The 21006-nt window shown below is 66.7% G+C and carries 20 protein-coding genes; 11 read left to right on the top strand and 9 right to left on the bottom strand.

Translation table 11 applies throughout. From position 1 onward, the window contains the following. Nucleotides 1-109: 109 nt before the first annotated feature. The gene (locus DAEP_RS0109190) at nt 110-2026 is read left to right on the top strand and encodes a methyl-accepting chemotaxis protein (RefSeq protein WP_027244446.1); all 1917 of its coding nucleotides are present in this window, start codon (nt 110-112) and stop codon (nt 2024-2026) included. 314 nt (nt 2027-2340) lie between these two features. Further along, nucleotides 2341-2826, top strand: coding sequence for a DUF995 domain-containing protein (locus tag DAEP_RS0109185; protein WP_027244445.1), 486 nt, complete (start codon nt 2341-2343; stop codon nt 2824-2826). Between the two features lie 102 nt (nt 2827-2928). Here DAEP_RS0109185 and DAEP_RS0109180 read toward each other — a convergent pair whose 3' ends face one another. The 3 genes from DAEP_RS0109180 to DAEP_RS0109170 form a co-directional block, all read right to left on the bottom strand. Further along, the gene (locus DAEP_RS0109180) at nt 2929-3849 is read right to left on the bottom strand and encodes a manganese-dependent inorganic pyrophosphatase (protein ID WP_027244444.1); all 921 of its coding nucleotides are present in this window, start codon (nt 3847-3849) and stop codon (nt 2929-2931) included. A 106-nt stretch (nt 3850-3955) separates the two neighbouring features. Next, entirely contained in the window at nt 3956-4936 is a 981-nt protein-coding gene (locus DAEP_RS0109175; protein WP_008556606.1) for a TraB/GumN family protein, read from the bottom strand. A gap of 47 nt (nt 4937-4983) precedes the next feature. Beyond that, nucleotides 4984-5967 carry a TraB/GumN family protein gene (locus DAEP_RS0109170; protein ID WP_027244443.1) on the bottom strand — a complete coding sequence of 328 codons (984 nt, stop codon included), beginning with the start codon at nt 5965-5967 and terminating at the stop codon, nt 4984-4986. Between the two features lie 151 nt (nt 5968-6118). Here DAEP_RS0109170 and DAEP_RS0109165 point away from each other — a divergent pair, with 151 nt between their 5' ends. The 6 genes from DAEP_RS0109165 to DAEP_RS0109140 all read left to right on the top strand — a co-directional run bounded on the left by DAEP_RS0109165 (nt 6119) and on the right by DAEP_RS0109140 (nt 12145). Next, the gene (locus DAEP_RS0109165; protein WP_008554511.1) at nt 6119-6787 is read left to right on the top strand and encodes a DUF2161 domain-containing phosphodiesterase; all 669 of its coding nucleotides are present in this window, start codon (nt 6119-6121) and stop codon (nt 6785-6787) included. Nucleotides 6788-7041: 254 nt separating this feature from the next. Next, nucleotides 7042-7329, top strand: a complete 288-nt coding sequence (locus tag DAEP_RS0109160) for a co-chaperone GroES (RefSeq protein WP_008554234.1) — start codon at nt 7042-7044, stop codon at nt 7327-7329. Nucleotides 7330-7394: 65 nt separating this feature from the next. Continuing rightward, complete coding sequence (gene groL / locus DAEP_RS0109155; protein ID WP_008553267.1) at nt 7395-9041, top strand: chaperonin GroEL; 1647 nt, start codon at nt 7395-7397, stop codon at nt 9039-9041. A 267-nt stretch (nt 9042-9308) separates the two neighbouring features. Next, the gene (locus DAEP_RS0109150) at nt 9309-10178 is read left to right on the top strand and encodes a DMT family transporter (RefSeq protein WP_027244442.1); all 870 of its coding nucleotides are present in this window, start codon (nt 9309-9311) and stop codon (nt 10176-10178) included. A 45-nt stretch (nt 10179-10223) separates the two neighbouring features. After that, complete coding sequence (locus DAEP_RS0109145; protein WP_027244441.1) at nt 10224-11000, top strand: lipase family protein; 777 nt, start codon at nt 10224-10226, stop codon at nt 10998-11000. Then, nucleotides 10997-12145, top strand: a complete 1149-nt coding sequence (locus tag DAEP_RS0109140) for an alpha-D-ribose 1-methylphosphonate 5-triphosphate diphosphatase (protein WP_027244440.1) — start codon at nt 10997-10999, stop codon at nt 12143-12145. Before DAEP_RS0109145 ends, DAEP_RS0109140 begins: the two co-directional genes overlap by 4 nt. 205 nt (nt 12146-12350) lie before the next feature. Here the strand turns inward: DAEP_RS0109140 and DAEP_RS0109135 are convergent, their stop codons facing one another. The 4 genes from DAEP_RS0109135 to DAEP_RS0109120 all read right to left on the bottom strand — a co-directional run bounded on the left by DAEP_RS0109135 (nt 12351) and on the right by DAEP_RS0109120 (nt 16022). Further along, nucleotides 12351-13427 (bottom strand): 5-(carboxyamino)imidazole ribonucleotide synthase, encoded by a 1077-nt coding sequence (locus DAEP_RS0109135; RefSeq protein ID WP_027244439.1) that lies wholly within the window; start codon nt 13425-13427, stop codon nt 12351-12353. Further along, the gene (purE, locus tag DAEP_RS0109130; RefSeq protein ID WP_008556691.1) at nt 13420-13908 is read right to left on the bottom strand and encodes a 5-(carboxyamino)imidazole ribonucleotide mutase; all 489 of its coding nucleotides are present in this window, start codon (nt 13906-13908) and stop codon (nt 13420-13422) included. Before purE ends, DAEP_RS0109135 begins: the two co-directional genes overlap by 8 nt. Nucleotides 13909-14156: 248 nt before the next feature. Further along, nucleotides 14157-15440, bottom strand: coding sequence for a uracil-xanthine permease family protein (locus DAEP_RS0109125; RefSeq protein WP_036760555.1), 1284 nt, complete (start codon nt 15438-15440; stop codon nt 14157-14159). 357 nt (nt 15441-15797) lie between these two features. After that, the gene (locus DAEP_RS0109120; protein WP_008557890.1) at nt 15798-16022 is read right to left on the bottom strand and encodes a YdcH family protein; all 225 of its coding nucleotides are present in this window, start codon (nt 16020-16022) and stop codon (nt 15798-15800) included. 181 nt (nt 16023-16203) lie between these two features. Between DAEP_RS0109120 and DAEP_RS0109115 the strand changes: the two genes are divergently transcribed. From DAEP_RS0109115 to DAEP_RS0109105, 3 genes are all read left to right on the top strand, one after another. Beyond that, complete coding sequence (locus tag DAEP_RS0109115) at nt 16204-16617, top strand: Hsp20 family protein (protein WP_027244437.1); 414 nt, start codon at nt 16204-16206, stop codon at nt 16615-16617. Between the two features lie 5 nt (nt 16618-16622). Next, nucleotides 16623-16847, top strand: coding sequence for a DUF1150 family protein (locus tag DAEP_RS0109110; RefSeq protein ID WP_008556561.1), 225 nt, complete (start codon nt 16623-16625; stop codon nt 16845-16847). 116 nt (nt 16848-16963) lie between these two features. Beyond that, entirely contained in the window at nt 16964-17848 is an 885-nt protein-coding gene (locus tag DAEP_RS0109105; protein ID WP_027244436.1) for a PhzF family phenazine biosynthesis protein, read from the top strand. A gap of 15 nt (nt 17849-17863) precedes the next feature. On the opposite strand, the gene DAEP_RS22550 is transcribed toward DAEP_RS0109105, so the two are convergent. Both DAEP_RS22550 and DAEP_RS0109095 read right to left on the bottom strand, forming a co-directional pair. Next, nucleotides 17864-18679: a glycosyltransferase family 32 protein gene (locus tag DAEP_RS22550; RefSeq protein WP_154665045.1), complete on the bottom strand. Its 816-nt coding sequence runs from the start codon at nt 18677-18679 to the stop codon at nt 17864-17866. 222 nt (nt 18680-18901) lie between these two features. Further along, nucleotides 18902-20977 (bottom strand): bifunctional sulfate adenylyltransferase/adenylylsulfate kinase, encoded by a 2076-nt coding sequence (locus tag DAEP_RS0109095; protein WP_027244435.1) that lies wholly within the window; start codon nt 20975-20977, stop codon nt 18902-18904. Nucleotides 20978-21006 lie beyond the last annotated feature (29 nt).

Raw genomic sequence — 21006 nt, 5'->3', positions numbered from 1 at the left:
GCTCCGAAAATTCAGCGTAAAAACCCCGCCGGTGCCTCTGCGCCTTCAGGTTTGATTAAATGTAAGCGTGAAAGATCGCCTCTGAAAACAGCTTCAAGGTGTGTTTCCCATGTTCCGTACTTTATCCATGAAGACCCGGTTTCTCATTGCCGGTGTCATTTCCGTCGCCGCGATCCTGATCCTGTCCTCTTTTGCGGTCTACAGCCTCTGGCAGAGCGAGCTTGAGCTGGAGCGTCAGATCACCGCAACCCAGGTGTCCCGCCATGTGCTGCGGGCGGACATGATGCACGACGCGGTGGAGGCTTCGGTGCTTGCCGCCGTGCTGGTCGGGGCCGATGGCACGGCGGAGCAGAAGGCAGATACCCGGGCCAAGGCGGCGGAGAAGGATGCGGTCTTCCGCGAAGAACTGTCGGCCCTGCAGGCGATGGAGCTTCAGGCGGAAGAACGCGGTCTTCTGGAAGCCGCCCTGCCGCAGATGGATCAGTTTCTGCGCTCCGCCGGCGACACCATTGACACCGCGCTCAGCGGCGGGGCCGGGCTGGAGGCAGCTCTGTCCGCGTTTCAGGACCAATCCGGCGCGCTTGGCGCTGTCCTCGGCCCGCTGGGGGACACGATCGTCAGCAACGCGCGCGCCACCGCCGTGTCGGCCCGCGCGCATGACATGATGCTGCTGTATTCGCTGCTCGCGGTGTCCGCTGCCCTGATCCTTCTGTCCATCTACAATGCCCGCAAGATGACACAGAACGTCGTGCGGCCCGTCGGCCGGCTGCGTGCGGCCCTGCAGGAGGTGGCCGAAGGGGAGTTCGGCATCAAGGTGGCCGACAGGATGCGGGATGATGATTTCGGCGATATTGCCAGCGCCATCGACAAGGTGTCGGCCCGGGTGATCTCCGCCCTGGAGGAGCAGAATGCGCTGCGCCAGGAAAGCGAGCAGGTGATCGAGCGCCTGCGCAAGGGCCTCAAGCGGCTGTCGAACGGGGATCTGAGCGACCGGATCGCCGAACCGTTCGCCGCCGATTACGACCCGCTGCGGGTGCATTACAATGAAACCGTCGACAGGCTGAACGAGCTGATGTCAGAGGTGGTGCAGGCCGGCGTCCGGATCCAGCGGCAGTCGGGGGAAATCCAGACCGCGTCGGAGGATCTGTCGTCGCGCACCGAAAGCCAGGCGGCCACCCTGGAGCAGACCGCCGCCGCGCTGGAGCAGATGACCGCCAGCGTCAACTCCTCGGCCCGCAACGCCCAGGAAGTGCAGGAGGTGGTGAACTCCGCCCGCGCGGATGTGGAGCACAGCGGCCAGGTGGTCGAAGGCGCCGTCAGCGCGATGAACGCGATCGAATCCTCTTCCCAGCAAATCTCGCAGATTATCGGCGTGATCGACGACATCGCCTTCCAGACCAACCTCCTGGCGCTCAACGCCGGGGTCGAGGCGGCCCGCGCGGGCGAGGTCGGCCGCGGCTTTGCGGTGGTGGCCTCCGAAGTGCGGGCGCTGGCGCAGCGCTCCTCGCAGGCGGCCAGTGAAATCAAGACCCTGATCAGCACCAGCTCCGCCCATGTGGAGGACGGCGTGCGCAAGGTGGACGGCGCCGGCAAGGCGCTGAGCACGGTGGTCAGCCAGGTCAGCAACATCGCCGAGCTGGTGTCGGGCATCTCCAGCGAATCCGCCGAACAGGCGCAGGGTCTGAACGAGATCAATATCGGCGTCTCCCAGCTCGACTCGGTGACCCAGCAGAACGCCTCCATGGTGGAGCAATCCGGGTCTGCCATCCGCGCGATGAACGCCGAGACCGTGGGCCTCAACCGGCTGGTCGGCCAGTTCATCCTGCGCGACGGGCCGGGCGCGGCGGCTGTGCAGATGCCGGCTGCCGAGTCCTGGGAAGACATCCCCGCGGCTCATCCGGCGGACCTCTCCCTGCCAGAGCCTGAGGCGGCCAATCTGGACCTGGAGGATGCCCGCTGGGAAGACTTCAACGACGGCAGCGAGGGCTGGCCGCAGGAGGACACGCCGCTCCCCAGATCTGCCTGAGCCCTGCCTGCGGCCGGCGGTCCGGAACCAGCGGCCGCCGACCGCGCCGCCCGGCAGCGGGCGCACCCGAAACCCTATCCATTTCGATAGGTTGGCGCCCGGCCGGGTTTCCGGCACCCTGATTTGGCGGCCCGGCCCATCGGCTGGGGTTCCGTGTCTGGCAGGCGCAAGTTTGTAACGAGTAACGGCGGCCCCTGGCGTTCAGGGGCATCAGGTACGCCGGGGGGCGGTGCCGGCCGTAGCTGGCAGCGCCTGCCAGAGGCCTCTTCCCGGGCGGGCGCGCAACCCGTGTCAGGAATGAAAGGGGGGAGGAAATGATATCCGTTAAGCAAAACGTCCAGCTGGCCATGGCGGTCTGCCTTCTGGCAGCCATGCCCGCAGCATCGGCTTTGGCCGGCGGCAAGCCGAAGGGCGCCAAGGCGACCCCGCCCGAGGTCATCCTGCAGCTTTATGCGGGCAAGACCTCGAACTGGAACAGCGGCGGCCACGCCTATTGGGGCCCCGGCGGCCGGTTCCAGGGCATCAACAAAACCAAGGACGCGGTTGGCATCGGCAAGTGGTACGTGACGCGCCAGGGCAAGCTGTGCCGCGAGGCCAACTGGCACAAGGCCGAAGGCGGTGCGGTCAAGGCCTATCCGCACAAGAGCTGCTGGCAGTTCGTCACCGCTCCGGACGGCACCGTGTGGGAGCGTTACCTGAACGAGGACGGCGACTGGTACCGGCACAAGCCCGGCAAGCAGGTCAACGGCAACAGCCAGCAGCGCCTGTTCGGCAGGATCAGCCGGGATCTGGGGCTGTAACCCCGCCGCCTTGCCGCAAGGCCCGCGCCGCAACACCACCGGCTGCGCATAAGAAAAGGCGCCCCGCGGGGCGCCTTTTGCGTTTCACAGACCTGAGGCGGATCAGACTTTCAGGTTCGGAATGATCTGCTTTTTGCGGGACATGATACCCGGCAGCACCACGGTGTCGCCTGCGGCTTCGGCGCCGAAGGACTTCGCGGCCACGGTCTTGACCAGATCGTTGGGCACCAGCAGGGTGGCTTCCTCGTTCAGGATGTCGACCACGAACAGCAGCACCTGGTCGACGCCGTCCTCGGCTGCAACGGTGGTCATGGTGTCCATCAGCGACGCCTTGCGGTCCAGCACCACGGCCGGCGCGGTGGTTTCCAGCACGGAGACGCGGAACTTGGTGCCGTCGACCTCATACTCCTTGGAGTCCATCCGCAGCAGCTCCGCATCGGAGAAGGAGGAGACGTCGGATTTCGCGGCAAACATCTCGGCGGCGTATTCGGAGACATTGATGCCCAGATCGGCAGCCAGCTTCTCGGCCACGGCCTTGTCATGCGCGGTGGTGGTGGGCGAGCGGAATTCCAGGGTGTCGGACAGGATGCAGGTCAGCGCCGCGCCCTTGATGGCTTCGGGCATCTTGGCCGCGTCGTCGCCCATCAGGTCGATCATGATGGTGGCGGTGCAGGCCAGCGGGCGGATGGTGATGTCGATCGGGCCTTTGGTTTCCAGGCCGCCGACCAGCTTATGGTGGTCGATGATCGCCTGCACATCGGCGCCGTTGATGTTGGCGGGCAGCTCTGCCGGGTTGTTGGTGTCGACGATCACCACTGCGGCGTCATCGGCCACATCGGCGATGATTTCCGGCTTCTCCAGGCCCCAGCGCTGCAGCATGAAGGCGGCTTCGGTGTTCGGCTCGCCCAGCAGCTTGGGCTCGGCGGCAACGCCCTTCACCTCGTTCAGGTACCAGGCCCAGACGATCGGGGAGCCGGTGGAATCGGTGTCGGGGGATTTATGGCCGAAAACTTGAATGGTCATGTGACTGTCCTGTTCACTCATGAGTCCAAAAAGGGGAGATTTGCGCGCCTTATAGGGGCGGCGCGCAGGCTTGTCACCCCGCAGCTGCTGCAATGCGGCGATGTGGTCAGAACGGGGCGCGCTCCAGGCTGTAGCCCTGCTGCTGCAGCAGGTTGAGCACGCCGTTTTCCCCCGGCAGATGCAGCGCCCCGGCGGCCACCACGAGGGTGCCGGCCCCGGCGGCTTCGATCACCGGAATCCAGGACCGGTTGCGCTGGTCCAGAAGCTGCTGCATTGCCTCTGCCCACATCTCCTCGCGCTCCGCCCGGGTCAGGGCGCCGTTTTCCAGAAACGCCTGCTCGCTCAGCAGCAGCGCGTGCAGCACCTGCTGGTCGAAATAGGCCTCCGACATGGTGAAGAAATCGTCCTGGCCGCCGCCCAGCAGCGCGGTATAGGCGCGCAGCTGGCGGACCTGCTCCTCCAGCGGGTCGCCGTCCAGCATCCGGATCACGCTCATCGGATCCTCCAGCGAGCGGATGGGCACCCCGGCCTGCTCCGCGGCGGCGGCCAGCCGCAGGTCGAGGCCGTTCTTGATGTCCGGCTGGCGCAGCACGCAGGGCGGCACCGCCATTGACAGGGCAAGGAACCAGGGCCGCATCTTGGCGGCCATCCAGGGGGCGACCCCGTGCTTGCGGGCCTTGGCGGCCAGGCTGTCCCACTCCTCCTGCGGCAGCCGGTCGATCAGTGTCGGCCCTTCGGTGATCAGCATCAGCGACGGGGTGCGGCCCAGTTTCCGTTCGAAGGCGGCCTTGTCGGCGGGGCTGGCCTCCATCAGCAAGAGATCCGCCTGGCGCACAACCGGGGCCAGGGCCTCAGTGATCCCCTCCATCCGCGGATCATTGATGTGCATGGTGCCGATCACATGCACGGTGCGGGTGCCGCGGCGGGCGATCCAGTGGTTGCCTTCGGCAAAGGGGGCGGCTGCGGCCCGCGCCTGGAGGCGGGCCAGATCGCCGGCCGCAAGGGTGGTGCGCAGGTCGGTGCCGGTGCAGCCCGCCCACAGCGCGGCGGGCAGCAGCAGAAAGACGGTGGTGAGGAAAATCCGCATGGCAGACAGCTCCTGAAACGGGAGAAGGAAACCGCGATGCACCGGGTCTACCACGCGGCGCGGGTGAGGCTGAAGCCCTGCCGGTGCAGCAGGTTCAAGACCCCGTTCTTGCCGGGCAGATGCGCCGCGCCGACCGCAACCACGATCCGCTCCTGCCGGGCGCCCAGGATCACCTTCATCCAGCGCTTGTTGCGCTGGTCCAGCAGGCGGTCATTGTACTGGCGCCACAGCCGCGCGGTCTCGGCGCCGGAAAAGCTGCTGTACTGGGCGCTGACCCAGGGCGCCAGCACGAAGGCGGTCCAGACGCTCTGGTCGAAATAGGCCTCCACCGGGGTGGCGTCCTCGGGCTTGGAGGAGCGCACCAGCTCCAGCTCCAGCTCCAGCATCCGCGCCTGGTCGCGCAGCGGCAGGCTGGCAATCGCCGTCAGCGCCTGCGCCGGTGTTTCCAGCGCCCCCACAGGGATCCGCTTGCGGCTGGCGAAACCGGCGATCCGGTCGTCCAGCCCGCGTTTCAGGCCAAAGCCGTAGGGGCGGCAGCCGCTTTGCACCAGGAACATCGACACCGCCCAGGGCTGCATCCGGTTCATGGTGTCCAGATTGGCGCCGGAGACCCGCGCGGTCAGTTCGAAATGCTGCCAGGCCTCCTTGCCCAGCAGGTGCCGCAGCTCTTGTCCCTGCGGCAGCAGGAAGCTGCTGGCGAGGGACGCGGGCATGGTGTCCGGCGTCTCCATTCCGGGCTGCAGGGTTTCCAGGTAGACCGCCTGGGCCGAGGCCAGCGCCGGGCGCAGGTTGCGCATCACCTTGGCCATGCGGGAATCGCCGCCGTGCATGGTGCCGATCACATGGATGGTGCGATTGCCCTTGGTCGCAACCCAGTGATTGCCGCGGGAAAACGGGGTGGCGGCCATCTCGCGCTCCAGCCGCGCTTCGGTGGCGGGCGGCAGGTGGTCGCGGTAGTCGATGCCCCGGCAGGCGGCCAGGCCGGCCGTGGCCTGCAGGAACAGGGCCAAGGCAAGTGCAATCGGTTTCATCAAGCGCCCTTTCCCCGGAGGTCCGGTACTGTGGACTGAATATATGACCCTAGGGCGGGGCAGGGGGTGCGGCAATGTAAAACCTGCCGCCTGGGGCGTAAAACCGCGCGGCGGATTGCCTTCGGCGGCGCTTGCTGCCAGTCATGGCGGCATGGAACGCGAGGATCAGCTTTATGCGCCGGTGAAGGCGCTGCTGGAGGCCCAGGGCTATGCCGTGAAGGGCGAGGTGGGGGCTGCCGATGTGGTGGCTGTCCGCGGCGCCGAGCCGCCGGTGATTGTCGAGCTGAAGCTGAAGTTCGCGCTGTCGCTGTTCCATCAGGCGGTGGCCCGGCTGGCGATCACCGATCACGTCTATATCGCGGTGCCGCGGCCCGGGGGGCGGCAGGCGCGGCGGATGCTGAAGGACAATCTGGCGATGTGCCGGCGGCTGGGGCTGGGGCTGATCACGGTGCTGGCAGACGGCCGGGCGGAGGTGCATTGCGACCCGGGGCCGTACAGCCCGCGCAAATCGAAGAAGAAGCAGGCGCGGCTGTTGCGCGAGTTTCAGGCCCTGCGCGGCGACCCGAACGCAGGCGGCGCCACCCGGCACGGCATCGTCACCGCCTACCGCCAGGACGCGCTGGCCTGCGCGGCGCATCTGGCCGGGGCGGGCGCCTGCAAGGGGGCTGAGGTTGCCAGGGCCACCGGCGTGGCCCGCGCCACCCGGCTGATGGCCAGCAACCATTACGGCTGGTTCGAACGGGTAGAGACCGGGGTCTACCAGCTGACCGAGGCGGGCCGCGCTGGCCTTGTCCATTGGGCCGAAAGCTGGGAAGCCTAGGCGGGGCCGGGCAGCAGCAGTGAAGGCCGCCTGATTTTGGCTTCAAAATCATTGCCTTGCAGGCATCTCGCAGGAAGTCCGCTGCGTTGCGCAATTTCCTGCGAGTTTTCTTGCCGGAAGATGTTGACTCGGCCCGGCCCGATGCCTAGCTTCCCGTTCGTTAGCACTCACCCCGTGTGAGTGATAACGGCCCCGCCGGAGAGGCGGAGGTCCAACAGATAACAACCTTTGAGCCTTTCTAAGGAGCTGCAAAGATGGCATTGAAACCGCTTCATGACCGCGTGCTGGTGCGCCGCACCGAAAGCGAAGAAAAAACCGCGGGCGGCCTGATCATCCCCGATTCCGCCAAGGAAAAGCCGAGCGAAGGCGTTGTGGTTGCTTGCGGCGCAGGCGCCCGCAAGGACAGCGGCGAGCTGATCGAGATGGCCGTCAAATCCGGCGACCGCATCATGTTCGGCAAGTGGTCCGGCACTGAGATCACCGTCGACGGCGAAGAGCTGCTGATGATGAAGGAAAGCGACATCATGGGCATCATCGAGTAAGCCCGCGGGCCTGCTCTGATCCCATTCCTCGCTGACAATTACAGATTACTCTAGGAGAGTGAAAAATGGCTGCTAAGGACGTCAAATTCGACACCGATGCCCGCAACCGCATGCTGCGCGGCGTCAACATTCTGGCCGATGCCGTGAAAGTGACCCTGGGCCCGAAAGGCCGCAACGTGGTTCTGGACAAATCCTTCGGCGCACCGCGCATCACCAAGGACGGCGTGTCCGTGGCGAAGGAAATCGAACTGGAAGACAAGTTCGAGAACATGGGCGCCCAGATGGTGAAGGAAGTTGCTTCCCGCACCAACGACGAAGCCGGTGACGGCACCACCACCGCAACCGTTCTGGCCCAGGCAATCGTCAAGGAAGGCCTGAAGCAGGTTGCAGCCGGCCTGAACCCGATGGACCTGAAGCGCGGCATCGACCTGGCAACCGCCAAAGTCGTGCAGGGCATCAAGGACATGGCCCGCCCGGTGAACGACTCCGCTGAAGTCGCTCAGGTTGGCACCATCTCCGCCAACGGCGAAGCTGAAATCGGCCGCCAGATCGCTGACGCGATGCAGAAGGTCGGCAACGAAGGCGTCATCACCGTCGAAGAGAACAAAGGCATGGAAACCGAGACCGACGTGGTCGAGGGCATGCAGTTCGACCGCGGCTACCTGTCGCCCTATTTCGTCACCAATCCCGACAAGATGGTCGCGGATCTGGAAGACTGCATGATCCTGCTGCACGAGAAGAAACTGTCTTCGCTGCAGCCGATGGTGCCGCTGCTGGAGCAGGTGATCCAGTCGCAGAAGCCGCTGCTGATCATTGCTGAGGACGTCGAAGGCGAAGCGCTGGCAACCCTGGTTGTCAACAAGCTGCGCGGCGGCCTGAAAATCGCAGCCGTCAAGGCACCGGGCTTCGGCGACCGCCGCAAGGCCATGCTGCAGGACATCGCGATCCTGACCGGCGGCCAGGTGATCTCCGAGGATCTGGGCATGAAGCTCGAGTCCGTCACCATGGACATGCTGGGCACCGCCAAGAAAATCTCCATCACCAAAGACGAAACCACCATCGTCGACGGCGCTGGCGAGAAGGCCGAGATCGAAGCACGCGTTGCCCAGATCCGCACCCAGATCGAAGAGACCACCTCTGACTACGACCGCGAGAAGCTGCAGGAACGCGTTGCCAAACTGGCAGGCGGCGTGGCCGTGATCCGCGTCGGCGGCATGACCGAAGTCGAAGTGAAAGAGCGCAAGGACCGTGTGGACGATGCGCTGAACGCCACCCGCGCAGCCGTGCAGGAAGGCGTGATCGTCGGCGGCGGTGTTGCCCTGGTGCAGGCAGGCAAAGGCCTGGACGGCCTGGAAGGCGCCAACGCCGACCAGAACGCAGGCATCAACATCGTCCGCAAGGCCATCGAAGCGCCGCTGCGCCAGATCGCCGAAAACGCAGGCGTCGACGGTGCCGTGGTTGCCGGCAAGGTCCGCGAGTCCTCCGACAAGAACTTCGGCTACAACGCGCAGACCGATGAATATGGCGACATGTTCTCCTTCGGCGTGATCGACCCGGCCAAAGTGACCCGCACCGCGCTGGAAGACGCGGCCTCGGTTGCAGGTCTGCTGATCACCACCGAAGCCATGGTTGCCGACAAGCCCGCCAAAGAAGGCGCAGGCGGCGGCATGCCCGACATGGGCGGCATGGGCGGCATGGGCGGCATGATGTAATCACAAATCCCATCGGGATTTGGGATGAGGCGACAGGCGATTGGCCGGACAGGCCAATCTGCCGAGAGCCCGCCGCTCAAAGACGCGACTTTGGGGCTGCCTGAGAGGGCAGCCCCTTTTCGTCTTGAGAGGTTAAGGACGGCCCGCGGTGCGGGCCTGCCTCCTGCGGGAGTATTTGGGGAAAGATGAAAGGGGGCGGGGTGCCTTGAAGCACGCGCCGCGGAAATTTCACTGGCCCCGCACTCCCGGCCGCGCTACCCGTTCGCCATGCGCCTGTTTTGTCTCGTCTCCCTCACCATGGCGGCCTTTGCCGCAAACTCCATCCTCAGCCGGCTGGCGATCGGGGGCGGGCATATGGATGCGGGCAGCTTTGGCCTGCTGCGGCTGGCCTCCGGCGCTGCCATGCTGGTGGTGTTGTGCCAGGTGCAGGGGCTGGCGGTGCGCCAGGGCCTGCGGGCGAGCCTTGGGGGCGGGGCGGCGCTGACGCTTTATATCGCGGGGTTTTCGCTGGCCTATCAGCAGCTTGACGCAGGCCTTGGCGCGCTGGTGCTGTTCGGTGTGGTGCAGGTGTCGATGTTCCTGTGGGGGGCGGTCCGGGGCAATCCGGTCAGCGGCGGACAACTGGCGGGCGCGGTGCTGGCCTTTCTGGGGCTGGCCTATGTGGTCTGGCCCGACGGGTCCGGCGCAACGCCCCTGGGCGCGTCGCTGCTGATGGCGGCGGCTGGCCTGGGCTGGGGGATCTACAGCATCCTGGGGCGCGGGGCGGCGCAGCCGCTGGCAGCGACGGCGGTGAATTTCCTGTGGTCCACGGCAATGTTTCTGCCGGTGGCGCTCTGGCTGGGCGGCAGCACGGTCAGCCTGTACGGCGCGTCGCTGGCGGTGCTGTCGGGGGCGGTGACCTCGGGCATGGGCTATGCGCTGTGGTACCGGCTGCTGCCGCAGATCCTGCCCGCGGTGGCCGCCACCGTGCAGCTGAGCGTGCCGGTGATTGCGATCCTGGCGGGGGCCGTGCTGCTGGGCGAGACCGTCACCCTGCGGCTGCTGTTTGGCAGCGCGGCAGTGCTGGGCGGCATTGCGCTGGTGGTGCTGCGGGCGCCGGGGCGCAAGGCGCAGCCGGCCAAACGCACCGCCGGCTGACCGCGGGGTCTTCCCTGCGCCGCCGCTTGCGCTTATCTGGGCGCCATGCGTTATTTTGCAAAACCCCTGCTGGCCGCTGCTGCGGCGCTGCTGCCGCTGCCCGCGGCGGCCGATTGCGTGATCCTGCTGCATGGATTGGCGCGCACCGAGACCTCCTTTGCGGTGATGGAGGAGGTCTTGCAGTCGCGCGGCTACAGCGTGGTGCGGCCCGGCTATGCTTCCACCGAGGCGGCCATTCAGGTGCTGGCGCAGGAGACCCTGCCGGAGGCCTTTGCCGCCTGCGGCGCGGAAACCACCCATGTGGTCAGCCACTCGATGGGGGGCATCCTGCTGCGCTACTGGCTGCAGGACAATCATCCGGGCAATCTGGGCCGGGTGGTGATGATGGGGCCGCCCAACCAGGGCAGCGAGCTGGTGGACGAGCTGGGCGACTGGGAGGTGTTCGGGCTGCTGAACGGGCCTGCCGGGCTGCAGCTGGGCACCGGGGCGGAGAGCCTGCCGCGGCGCCTGCCGCCGGTCGATTTCGAGCTGGGGGTGATTGCGGGCAATGAGACGCTGAACCCGCTGTTTTCCTCTCTGATCCCGGGGGAGGATGACGGCAAGGTGTCGGTCGACAGCACCAAGGTTGCAGGCATGGCGGCGCATCTGACGCTGCCGGTCACCCACACCTACATGATGAACAACCCGCAAGTGATGGCGCAGGCGCTGCATTTCCTGGAAGAGGGGCGGTTTGAGCCCGGCTTGGGCTGGCTGGCGGCGGTGGAAGAGATCATCACAGAGGCCTGCCAGCTGAATGGCGGCTGTGAAGAGGCAGAGGAATGACGTTGGAACTGACCTTGCAGGGCGGCGATGTCCTGCGCCCCGGCGGGCTGGAGCGCGGCGGAGAAATCGCCCTTGCGGAGGGGCATGTGGCACCGGCACCCGCCGGACGCCGTGTGGATCTGTCGGGCTATCTGGTGCTGCCGGGAATTGTGGATGTGCATGGCGACGGGTTTGAACGCCACCTGGCGCCGCGCCGCGGCGCGATGAAGCAGATGGCCGAGGGTGTTGTGGCCGCCGAAGCCGAGCTGGCCGCCAATGGCATCACCACCGCGGTGCTGGCGCAGTTCTACTCCTGGGAGGGCGGCCTGCGCAGCCCGGAGTTTGCCGCGCAGGTGTTTGAGGCCATCAAGGCGGTGCGCCACTCCGTCGTGACCGATCTGCTGCCGCAGCTGCGGTTTGAGATCCACATGCTGGAGGAATACGCCGGGCTGGCCGCCAAGGTGGCGGGCTGGCAGGTGCCTTATGTGGTGTTCAACGACCACCTGCCGCATGACCGGCTGGCGGCGGGCAAGAAGCCGCCGCGCCTCACCGGCCAGGCGCTGAAGGCGGGGCGCAATCCGGAGGTCCATTGGCAGATGATGCAGGACATGCACGCGCGCCGCGATGAGGTGCCGGGCTGCTTGGATGCGCTCTGTGCGGAGCTGGCGGCGCTGGGGGTGCGGCTTGGCAGCCATGACGACCAGACCGCAGAAGGCCGCGCCGTCTGGCGTGCGCGCGGCGCGCGGATTTCCGAGTTTCCCGAGACACTGGAGGCGGCGGAGGCCGCGCGGTCAGCCGGGGATCCTGTTATTCTCGGCTCGCCCAATGTGGTGCGGGGCGGCTCGCACAAGGGCAATGCCTCAGCCCTGGAGCTGATCGCCATGGGGCTGTGCGATGCGCTGGCCTCAGACTATCACTATCCCAGCCCGCGGCGCGCAGCGCTGATGCTGGAGCGCTCCGGCCTCTTGGATCTGGCGGGCGCCTGGCGGCTGGTCTCGGAGGGGCCTGCGCAGCTGCTGGGGCTTAACGATCGCGGCACGCTGGAGGCGGGCAAGCGCGCCGATATCCTGGTGCTGGACAAGGCAACCCAGCGGGTTGCCGCGACGATAGCCGGCGGGCGGGTCAGCTATATGGCCGGGGAGGTTGCGGGCCGGTTCCTGGCCTGAGGGGGAGGCGCCGCGCATCAGGCCGGATGGCCCTCTTTGCGGCGCGTGAAACCGGCGGGGCCGCTTTCACCGGGCGTTTCCTTTTCGGGCCGTCTGCTTCTTCGGGCTGAAAATATCCCGGGGTTTGGGGTTCTGCCCCAAGTTGGGAATGGGTTTGGGGCAGCGCCCCAAGTCGGGAATGGGGCCGGGGGCAGTGCCCCCAGCTTCAGCTCTGCGCCCTAACCACCCGGTTCACATGGCCCATCTTGCGGCCCGGCTTGGCCTCCGCCTTGCCGTAGAGGTGGATGGCGCAATCGGCCTCTTTTGCCAGTTCGGGGATGCGGTCCACGTCAGCGCCGATCAGGTTTTCCATCACCACGTCGGAATGGCGCTGGCCGTCGCCGAGCGGCCATCCCGCAACCGCGCGGATGTGCTGTTCGAACTGGTCGACGGTGCAGCCGTTCTGGGTCCAGTGGCCGGAGTTGTGGACGCGGGGGGCGATCTCGTTGACGATCAGGCCCTGGGGCGTGACGAAGAGCTCGACGCCGAGGACGCCGGCATATTCCAGCGCGTTCAGGATCTTGCCTGCCATCAGCACCGCGTCCATGCGCTGGGAAGTGCTGAGCGTTGCGGGCACGGTGGTGGTGTGCAGGATGCCGTCGCGGTGGACGTTTTCGCCGGGATCGAAACAGGCGATCTCGCCGCTCACGCCGCGGGCCGCGATCACCGAGACCTCGTGGGTGAAGTTCACGAACCCTTCGAGGACCGCCGGAGCGCCGGCCATGGACGCGAGCGCTTCGCCCGCGTCTTCCGGCGATTTGATGCGGGCCTGGCCCTTGCCGTCATAGCCGAAGCGGCGGGTCTTCAGGATCGAGGGCGTGCCGATCTCCGCCAGGGCAGCCTCCAGGCTGGCCTGATCGGTGATGTCTGCAAAGGGCGCGGTTTGCAGGCCCAGGGCCTGCAGGAAGGTCTTTTCGGTCAGCCGGTCCTGGCTGATCCGCAGCGCCTCGCGGCCCGGGCGGATCGGTTTTTGCGATTCCAGAAGGTCCAGCGCGGAGGTCGGAATATTCTCGAACTCATAGGTGATCACGTCGACGGAAGCCGCGAAGGCGGCCAGCGCCTCTGCGTCCTCGTAGCCTGCGGTGGTAACGCGGTCGGCCACATGGCCTGCGGGCGGGTTGGCACCGGGCTCAAAGATATGGGTCTTGAAGCCGAGGCGGGAGGCCGCGACCGAGAGCATCCGGCCGAGCTGGCCGCCGCCGAGGATGCCGATGGTGGAACCGGGGGCAAGCGCCTCAGTCATCGGAGGGCTCCTCCGGGATGGAGGCGGAAAGCGCCGCGCGCCAGTCGTCCAGCCGCTGGGCGAGGGCTTCGTCCTGCAGCGCCAGGATGCCCGCGGCCATCAGGCCCGCGTTGGCGGCACCGGCAGACCCGATGGCCATGGTCGCGACCGGGAAGCCCTTGGGCATCTGCACGATGGAATAGAGCGAGTCGACGCCCGAGAGGGCGCGGGTCTGAACCGGCACGCCCACAACGGGCACGCGGGTCTTGGAGGCGACCATGCCGGGCAGGTGGGCGGCGCCGCCGGCACCTGCGATGATCACCTGCAACCCGCGCTCCGCCGCGGATTTGCCGTAGCTCCACAGCCGGTCCGGGGTGCGGTGGGCGGAGACGATCTTGGCCTCATAGGCAACGCCCAGTTCATCGAGGATATTGGCGGCTTCCTTCAGGGTCGGCCAGTCGGACTGGCTGCCCATGATGATGCCCACTTTGATGTCGCCCATGGCTGGTGGCTCCTGTCGCGGCTTGTGGAGCGCGCACTATAGGGAAACTTGGGTTTTGCGCAATGCGGGTTGGATGGGAAAGCTGGGGGATTTGCCCGGATTCAGGGGGCTTTGGCGCTATGCCGCAGGGGGCTGCGGCAGGGCGGGCGCTGGTGGCGGCTGCTGCCCGCATAGGCGTGCAGCGGGTCGGCACCGCCTTGCCGTTGGGCGCGGAGCCGCCTTTGCTGCGGCTCCGTCCCGGTTTGGGATCAGTCCCGCTGTTTCGGCAGGATCAGGTTCAGCACGAGGCCCGCAACACCCGACAGGCCGATGCCTGCCAGGGTGAAGCCGTCGCCGAATTCCAGCGTCAGGCCGCCCAGGCCGATGATCAGCACGGTGGAGATGATCACCATGTTGCGCGCCTCCGACAGCGCCTCGCCCAGTTTGGCGAGCACCGACAGGCCGACCACGGTGACCATGCCAAAGAGCAGGATCATGATGCCGCCCATCACCGGCATCGGAATCGCCGCCAGCGCGCCGGACAGCTTGCCCACGAACGACAGCGCAATCGCGAAGATTGCCGCCCAGGTCATGATCGCCGGGTTGAAGGCGCGGGTCAGGGTCACGGCGCCGGTCACCTCGGAGTAGGTGGTGTTGGGCGGCCCGCCCAGAAGGCCCGCGGCGGCGGTGGCAAGGCCGTCGCCCAGCATGGTGTTCTGGATGCCGGGCTTCTCCATGTAGTCGCGCTTGGTCACGCTGGAGATCGCCAGGATGTCGCCGAAGTGCTCGATCGCGGGGGCGATGGCGACCGGCAGGATGAACAGGATGGCGGCCAGGTTGAACTCGGGCGCGACGAAGGCCGGGACCTTGAACCAGGGGGCGTCCGCGATGGCAGCGGTGCTGATCAGCGGGTCGCCGGTGACGGCGCCCAGGATCAGCGCGGCGCTGCAGCCGGCGGCGACGCCGGCCAGGATCGGCACGATGCGCATGATGCCGCGGGCGAGGATGGCGGTCAGCATGGTGGTGCCGAGCGAGATGGCGGCCAGCAACAGCGCGGTGCTGCGCGGCATCACCTGGGTGTCGCCTGCCAGGCCGGTCGCCATGTTGACCGCCACCGGCGCCAGCGACAGGCCGATCACCATGATGACGGGGCCGACCACGACGGGCGGCAGCAGCCGGTGCAGAAAACCGGTGCCGAAGGCGCGGATGGCAAAGCTGAGCGCCACGTACAGGAGGCCCGCTGCCGCCAGCCCGCCGGTGGTGGCGGCCATGCCCCAGGTCTGCACGCCGTAGATGACCGGCGCGATGAAGGCGAAGGAGGACGCCAGGAACACCGGCACCTGGCCGCGGGTGACGACCTGGAAGATCAGGGTGCCAAGCCCCGCGGTGAACAGCGCCACGCTGGGGTCCAGCCCCGTGAGCAGCGGCACCAGCACCAGCGCGCCGAAGGCGACAAACAGCATCTGCGCCCCGGCCAGCGCCTGCCTTGGTGTGAAGTTGTAATCGGCGTCCTGCAGATCGGACGCCGGGATCTGTTCCCTCGCAGCGGTCATGGATTAACTCGTGTTGTTGTTCAGAGGCTTGCGTCCGGAGGCCGCGGTCCGCGGCTGCCGGCAGCAATCGCGCTGCTCCTAACCGGTTCCGGCCGGTTTGACCATCCGCCGCAGCCGGCAATCAGGACAGAGCGGCAGGCCGGGCGAGGGGGCGGGCGGGCGGCGGCCCTGCGCGAGCGCAGCGCGCCGGCAGGCGCGCTGCCGCGCCCAACGCCGGGCTGGGCAGCTGCGCTGCACCGGCCGGGGGCGGGAGGGCTTTGTGTGCTGGGAAAAACGCTGCGTTCTGCAGCCGGGGCCCGGGCGGCTTTGGCGCCGGGAAACAGGCGCTGGCGCGCTGCCGGTCCTGCCGGCGCGGCGTCAGGCGATAATGTCCGGGGTGAGCCGGTCTTCGATCAGGGCGATTTTGTCCTTGAGGATAAGCTTTTGCTTCTTCAGGCGGCGGACGGTCAGCTGGTCGGCGGTGCCGCGCTCTTCCAGCGCGGAAATCGCTTCGTCCAGATCGCGGTGCTGCCTGCGGAAAACCTCCAGCTCAACCCTGAGGACCTCATCCGTCTTCATCGACACATCTGTGGGTGCGTTCATGGGCGACTCAGTAAAGCTGATGAATGAAGTGAGGCCGAAGATACTTCCTTAACTGCTTTTCCGCTAGAGCTATGAGCACATGCTCTTGTGAATCCAGCAGGAACTTCCCATATTCTTCTGGAAGCGGCTGCCGTGACCGGGGCCGCAAGCATCCGTCGCTTTGGCAAAAAGGACGAACAACGTGTCGAAACTTACCTTGGGCTCCTACCCTCATATGCTGGGGTTCGAGCAGCTGGAACGCCTCCTGGAACGCTCGGCCAAATCGGGCAACGAAGGCTATCCTCCATATAATATCGAACAGACCTCTGACTTTTCCTACCGCATCACCCTGGCCGTGGCCGGGTTCGCCGAGGAGGACCTGGCGATCACCGTCGAGGACCGACAGTTGGTGATCCGCGGCCGCCAGCGCGACGACAGCGAAGGGCGGGTGTTTCTGCACCGCGGCATCGCGGCGCGCCAGTTCCAGCGCATGTTCGTGCTGGCCGATGGCGTCGAAGTCGGCGAGGCGGTGATGGAAAACGGGCTGCTGCATGTGGACCTGACCCGGTCGCGGCCCGAAACCGTGGTTCAGACGATCAACATCAAGAAGGGGTAAGAGCAATGCATACACCGTTTGACTTCAAGGATGCCGGCAGCCGGACCGTCTATGTGAAGGCGGTTGCGGTGGCAGATCTTCCCAAAGAGGTGCAGGCCAGCGCAGGCGGGCGTGAACAGCTTTATGCGGTGCACGACGCCGAGGGCGGCCAGCTCGCGCTGGTGGCCGACCGCAGCCTGGCCTTTGTGCTGGCGCGCCAGAACGACATGACGCCGGTGCCGGTCCACTAGGGCCAGCGCACGCAGACGTGCAGGGCCGGCGGATTGACATCCCGCGGCGGGCTTTGATGATGCGAAAGGCGGGCGGCGGCCCGCCTTTTTTGTTGCCTTAATACGGGGAGGTGCAGATGGCGCGCTATGATTTTGACTGGGTGGATGCGTTTTCAGGCCAGGCATTCGGCGGCAACGGCTGCGCGGTGGTGCATGGCGGCGCGTCTCTGCCGGAGGCGGTCTGCACGGCTTACGTGCGGGAGACCTCGCTGGTGGAATGCACCTTTACCGGCCCGTCGGAGGTGGCGGATATCAAGGTGCGCTATTTCCTGGCCAGCCGCGAGATCCCCTTTGCCGGCCATCCGACCATCGCCACGGTGGCAGCGATGCGGGACCGCGGGCTGATTGAGGGCGATAGCATCACGCTGGAAACCGGGGCGGGGATCGTGCCGGTACGGCTGGACGGCGATCTGATCGAAATGACGCAAGTCGCGCCGGAGTTCGGCCCCTTTGCCGATCCGGCGCTGGTGGCGGCGGCGGTCAGCCTGCCGGTGGAGGCCATCGTCGGGCGGCCGCAGAAAGTCTCCACCGGGCTGCCGTTCTGCGTCACCGTGCTGCGCGACCGGGCGGCGCTGGAGGCGGCGCAGCTGAACCTGGAGGCGCTGGCCGCCTTGGGCAAATCGCTGGGCGCCGATGGCATCGACATGATGGAGCCGTTCCTGGTGACGCTGGAAGGGGCGACGGATGCGGGCGACACCTTCTCACGGCTGCTGATGGCGCCGCCCAGCCCGCCGGAGGATCCCTTCACCGGGTCGGCCACCGGGGCGATGGCGTCTTATCTGTGGCATCACGGCCTGATGCAGAAGGCGGAGTTCGTGGCAGAACAGGGCCACGGGCTGGGCCGGCCCGGCCAGGCGCGGGTGGCGCGGGTTGGCCCTGCGGAGGCGATCGAGGGTGTCAGGGTTGCGGGCGAGGGGTTCGTGCTGATGCGCGGCACGGTGGACCTGCCCGCGGCGCTGTGACCGCGGGCGGCGGCCTCAGGCGGGTTCCGCGGCTGCCAGACCGTAGGCGCGCAGGGTCACATCAAACGCGCTGCCGCGGCGGGGCGGCTGGGTGGAGGGGCCTTTCTGATGCACATGCAGGCCGATGATATCGGGCTGGCCCAGCAGCGCCCGGGTGCGCGCCGGGTCATAGAAATCACAGCTGGCGCCCGGCAGATAATACATTGATTTCATCGGCTTGGCCTCCCCGAAGCGGTTCTGCCGCTTGAGGATGCGCACCATCGCCTCGTTGCCATAGACGGTCATGCCGAGATCGGTGGCCCGGAATTTCCGGCCAAGCGCGCGCAGCAGCGCGGGTTTGACCACCCGCCGTTTGAAGCCAAGCCAGTCCGGCCACAGCTCGGGATGGTCAAGCACCTTGAGGAAGTCGCAGACAAAGGGGTCATCGGGCGGGAAATACAGCGCCGAGCAGCCGACCGTCGCCGCGCCGTCGAAGGCAAACCAGGCCCGGGCCGGGTCCGGCTGGAAGTCCTGGAACAGGATGACGTCGGTATCCAGCCAGACCCCAAGGCCGTGTTTCTGAATCGCGATGCGGAAGATGTCGGAATAGCTGAGCCGCTCCTGCCGCGGGCTGTAGCGGGTGCGGATCAGGGGCTTCAGGCGCTCCAGCGTGTCCAGCGGCAGGATCTCTCCGGCCGGTTTCAGGCTGACACCGGGCGGCACGCCGCGGGGCGGGCAGGCGGGGTCGCTGACATAGAGATCCACGCCGCAGGTGTGGCGCTGCCAGGACATGACCGCCAGCTGCGTCAGCAGCGGAAGCTCTTCACCGATCCAAAGAGAAACGACACGCACCTGAAATCCGCCTGCAATCCTGTATATTTGCGGCATGATTAGCGGTTTTCCGCCGATCCGGGAAGCGATCCGCGGAGGGGCCATGCGCATCAGGGGCGGACCGTTGCCTTTTTGACCACGGCGAAGAAGGGGGCGCTGCGCGGGTTCAGAGGCTTTGGGTGGCGAACAGAAAACGGCCCGCCGAGTGGCGGGCCGTTCCGATGTCTCGCTGTGCTGTCAGGCTCAGGCCTTGATCAGGCCCATGCTTTCCAGCTTGAGCAGCACCTGGTGGGCGCAGTTGTCGACGTCGACATTCTCGGTCTCGACCACCAGTTCGGCGTTCTGCGGCACGTCGTAGGGGTCGGAGATGCCGGTGAACTCCTTGATCTTGCCTTCGCGGGCCAGCTTGTAGAGGCCCTTGCGGTCGCGGCGCTCGCATTCCTCGATCGAGGTGGCGACGTGCACTTCGACAAAGGCGCCGAACTGTTCCACGTCCTCGCGCACGGCGCGGCGGGTGGTGGCGTAGGGCGCGATCGGGGCGCAGATGGCGATGCCGCCGTTCTTGGTGATCTCAGAGGCCACATAGCCGATGCGGCGGATGTTGAGGTCGCGGTGCTCTTTCGAGAAGCCCAGCTCGCTCGACAGGTTTTTCCGCACGATGTCGCCGTCCAGCAGGGTGACGGGGCGGCCGCCCATTTCCATCAGCTTGACCATCAGAGCGTTTGCAATGGTGGATTTGCCGGAGCCGGAGAAGCCGGTGAAGAACACGGTGAAACCCTGCTTGGAGCGCGGCGGCCTGGTTTTGCGCAGCTCGGACACCACTTCCGGGAAGGAGAACCATTCCGGGATTTCCAGGCCTTCGGCCAGGCGGCGGCGCAGTTCGGTGCCGGAGATGTTCAGGATCGTGACGTTGTCGCGGTCTTCGATCTCGTCGTTCGGCTCGTACTGGGCGCGCTCCTGCACATAGACCATGTGCTTGAAGTCCACCATCTTGAGGCCGATTTCCTCTTCATAGGCGCGGAACAGCTCCTGCGCGTCGTAGGGGCCATAGAAGTCCTCGCCGGCGGAGTTCTTGCCGGGGCCTGCGTGGTCGCGGCCGACGATGAAGTGGGTGCAGCCGTGGTTCTTGCGGATCAGGCCGTGCCAGACCGCCTCGCGCGGGCCGGCCATGCGCATTGCCAGGTTCAGCAGCGACATGGTGGTGGTGGCCGCCGGATACTTGTCCAGCACCGCCTCGTAGCAGCGGACGCGGGTGAAGTGGTCGACGTCGCCCGGCTTGGTCAGGCCGACAACCGGGTGGATCAGCAGGTTGGCCTGGGCTTCGCGCGCGGCGCGGAAGGTCAGCTCCTGGTGAGCGCGGTGCAGCGGGTTGCGGGTCTGGAAGGCGACAACCTTGTTCCAGCCCAGCTTGCGGAAGTAGGCGCGCAGCTCGTTCGGGGTGTCGCGGCGGCCGCGGAAGTCATAGTGGACGGGCTGCTGGATGCCGGTCACGGGGCCGCCCAGGTAGACCTTGCCCGCGGTGTTGTGCAGGTAGTTCACCGCCGGGTGGGCGTCGTCATCGGCGCCGAACACCTTCTCCGCCTCGCGCGCCTTGTTCGGCACCCAGTTGTCGGTGACGGTCATGGTGGCGAGGATCACGCCTTCCTGGTCGCGCAGGGCAATGTCCTGGCCCGCTTCGAGCTTGGCGGCGAAGTCTTCGGAGACGTCCAGGGTGATCGGCATCGGCCACAGGGTGCCGTCGGCCAGGCGCATGTTTTCGACAACGCCATCATAGTCAGCCTGGGACAGGAAACCCTTCAGCGGGTTGAAGCCGCCGTTCATCAAGAGCTCCAGGTCGCAGATCTGGCGCGGGGTCAGGTCCCAGCTGACCAGATCGGCCGCTTCGACCTTCAGTTTCGGGGCGCTTTCATAGGAGACATAGAGCTCAGGAATGGGAGCCAGGTTGCTTTGCATCGGGTTGGTCCTGTGTTTGAGAGGGGGGAGGCCGCTAGCGGAGCCGGTGAGTTCCGCATGCAGCGCGTTGTATTCTGCGAGCTTGCGGGCGAGGAATTGATCGGTGAGCCGCACTTTCTCTGCCGCGCCGCGGGTGGTCAGCGAATAGGCAAACCGCTGCCGCTTGTCGGGACCGGGGCGGGCGCTGACGGTGACCAGGCCGCCCTCTGCCGCAGACCGCAGCAAGGTGTTGAGCCGTCCCAGCGAGATCCCCAGCGCCGCGGCGGTGGTCCGCTGCGAGGCGTCCGGCGCCGCATCGAGCTGGCGCAGGAGGCGGAAGAGCAGGTCTTGCTCGTCCGGGGTGGATGTGGTCAGGGTCTCAGGCACGGCGCAGCGGGTCCAGGGCGGGGGTCAAA

Origin of the sequence: Leisingera daeponensis DSM 23529, assembly GCF_000473145.1 — a bacterium.
Taxonomy (GTDB): domain Bacteria; phylum Pseudomonadota; class Alphaproteobacteria; order Rhodobacterales; family Rhodobacteraceae; genus Leisingera; species Leisingera daeponensis.
Note: the sequence above shows the minus strand (reverse complement) of the source record. Positions and strands in the feature narration are given on the sequence as shown.

Coding starts and splice junctions, on each gene's coding strand:
- DAEP_RS0109145 (WP_027244441.1), top strand. CDS start 10,224: ATGCGTTATTTTGCAAAACCCCTGCTGGCCGCTGCTGCGGCGCTGCTG.
- purE (WP_008556691.1), bottom strand. CDS start 13,908: ATGGGCGACATCAAAGTGGGCATCATCATGGGCAGCCAGTCCGACTGG.
- DAEP_RS0109140 (WP_027244440.1), top strand. CDS start 10,997: ATGACGTTGGAACTGACCTTGCAGGGCGGCGATGTCCTGCGCCCCGGC.
- DAEP_RS0109160 (WP_008554234.1), top strand. CDS start 7,042: ATGGCATTGAAACCGCTTCATGACCGCGTGCTGGTGCGCCGCACCGAA.
- DAEP_RS0109180 (WP_027244444.1), bottom strand. CDS start 3,849: ATGACCATTCAAGTTTTCGGCCATAAATCCCCCGACACCGATTCCACC.
- DAEP_RS0109185 (WP_027244445.1), top strand. CDS start 2,341: ATGATATCCGTTAAGCAAAACGTCCAGCTGGCCATGGCGGTCTGCCTT.
- DAEP_RS0109165 (WP_008554511.1), top strand. CDS start 6,119: ATGGAACGCGAGGATCAGCTTTATGCGCCGGTGAAGGCGCTGCTGGAG.
- DAEP_RS0109150 (WP_027244442.1), top strand. CDS start 9,309: ATGCGCCTGTTTTGTCTCGTCTCCCTCACCATGGCGGCCTTTGCCGCA.
- DAEP_RS0109125 (WP_036760555.1), bottom strand. CDS start 15,440: ATGACCGCTGCGAGGGAACAGATCCCGGCGTCCGATCTGCAGGACGCC.
- DAEP_RS0109135 (WP_027244439.1), bottom strand. CDS start 13,427: ATGACTGAGGCGCTTGCCCCCGGTTCCACCATCGGCATCCTCGGCGGC.
- groL (WP_008553267.1), top strand. CDS start 7,395: ATGGCTGCTAAGGACGTCAAATTCGACACCGATGCCCGCAACCGCATG.
- DAEP_RS0109175 (WP_008556606.1), bottom strand. CDS start 4,936: ATGCGGATTTTCCTCACCACCGTCTTTCTGCTGCTGCCCGCCGCGCTG.
- DAEP_RS0109170 (WP_027244443.1), bottom strand. CDS start 5,967: ATGAAACCGATTGCACTTGCCTTGGCCCTGTTCCTGCAGGCCACGGCC.
- DAEP_RS0109120 (WP_008557890.1), bottom strand. CDS start 16,022: ATGAACGCACCCACAGATGTGTCGATGAAGACGGATGAGGTCCTCAGG.
- DAEP_RS0109110 (WP_008556561.1), top strand. CDS start 16,623: ATGCATACACCGTTTGACTTCAAGGATGCCGGCAGCCGGACCGTCTAT.
- DAEP_RS0109105 (WP_027244436.1), top strand. CDS start 16,964: ATGGCGCGCTATGATTTTGACTGGGTGGATGCGTTTTCAGGCCAGGCA.
- DAEP_RS0109190 (WP_027244446.1), top strand. CDS start 110: ATGTTCCGTACTTTATCCATGAAGACCCGGTTTCTCATTGCCGGTGTC.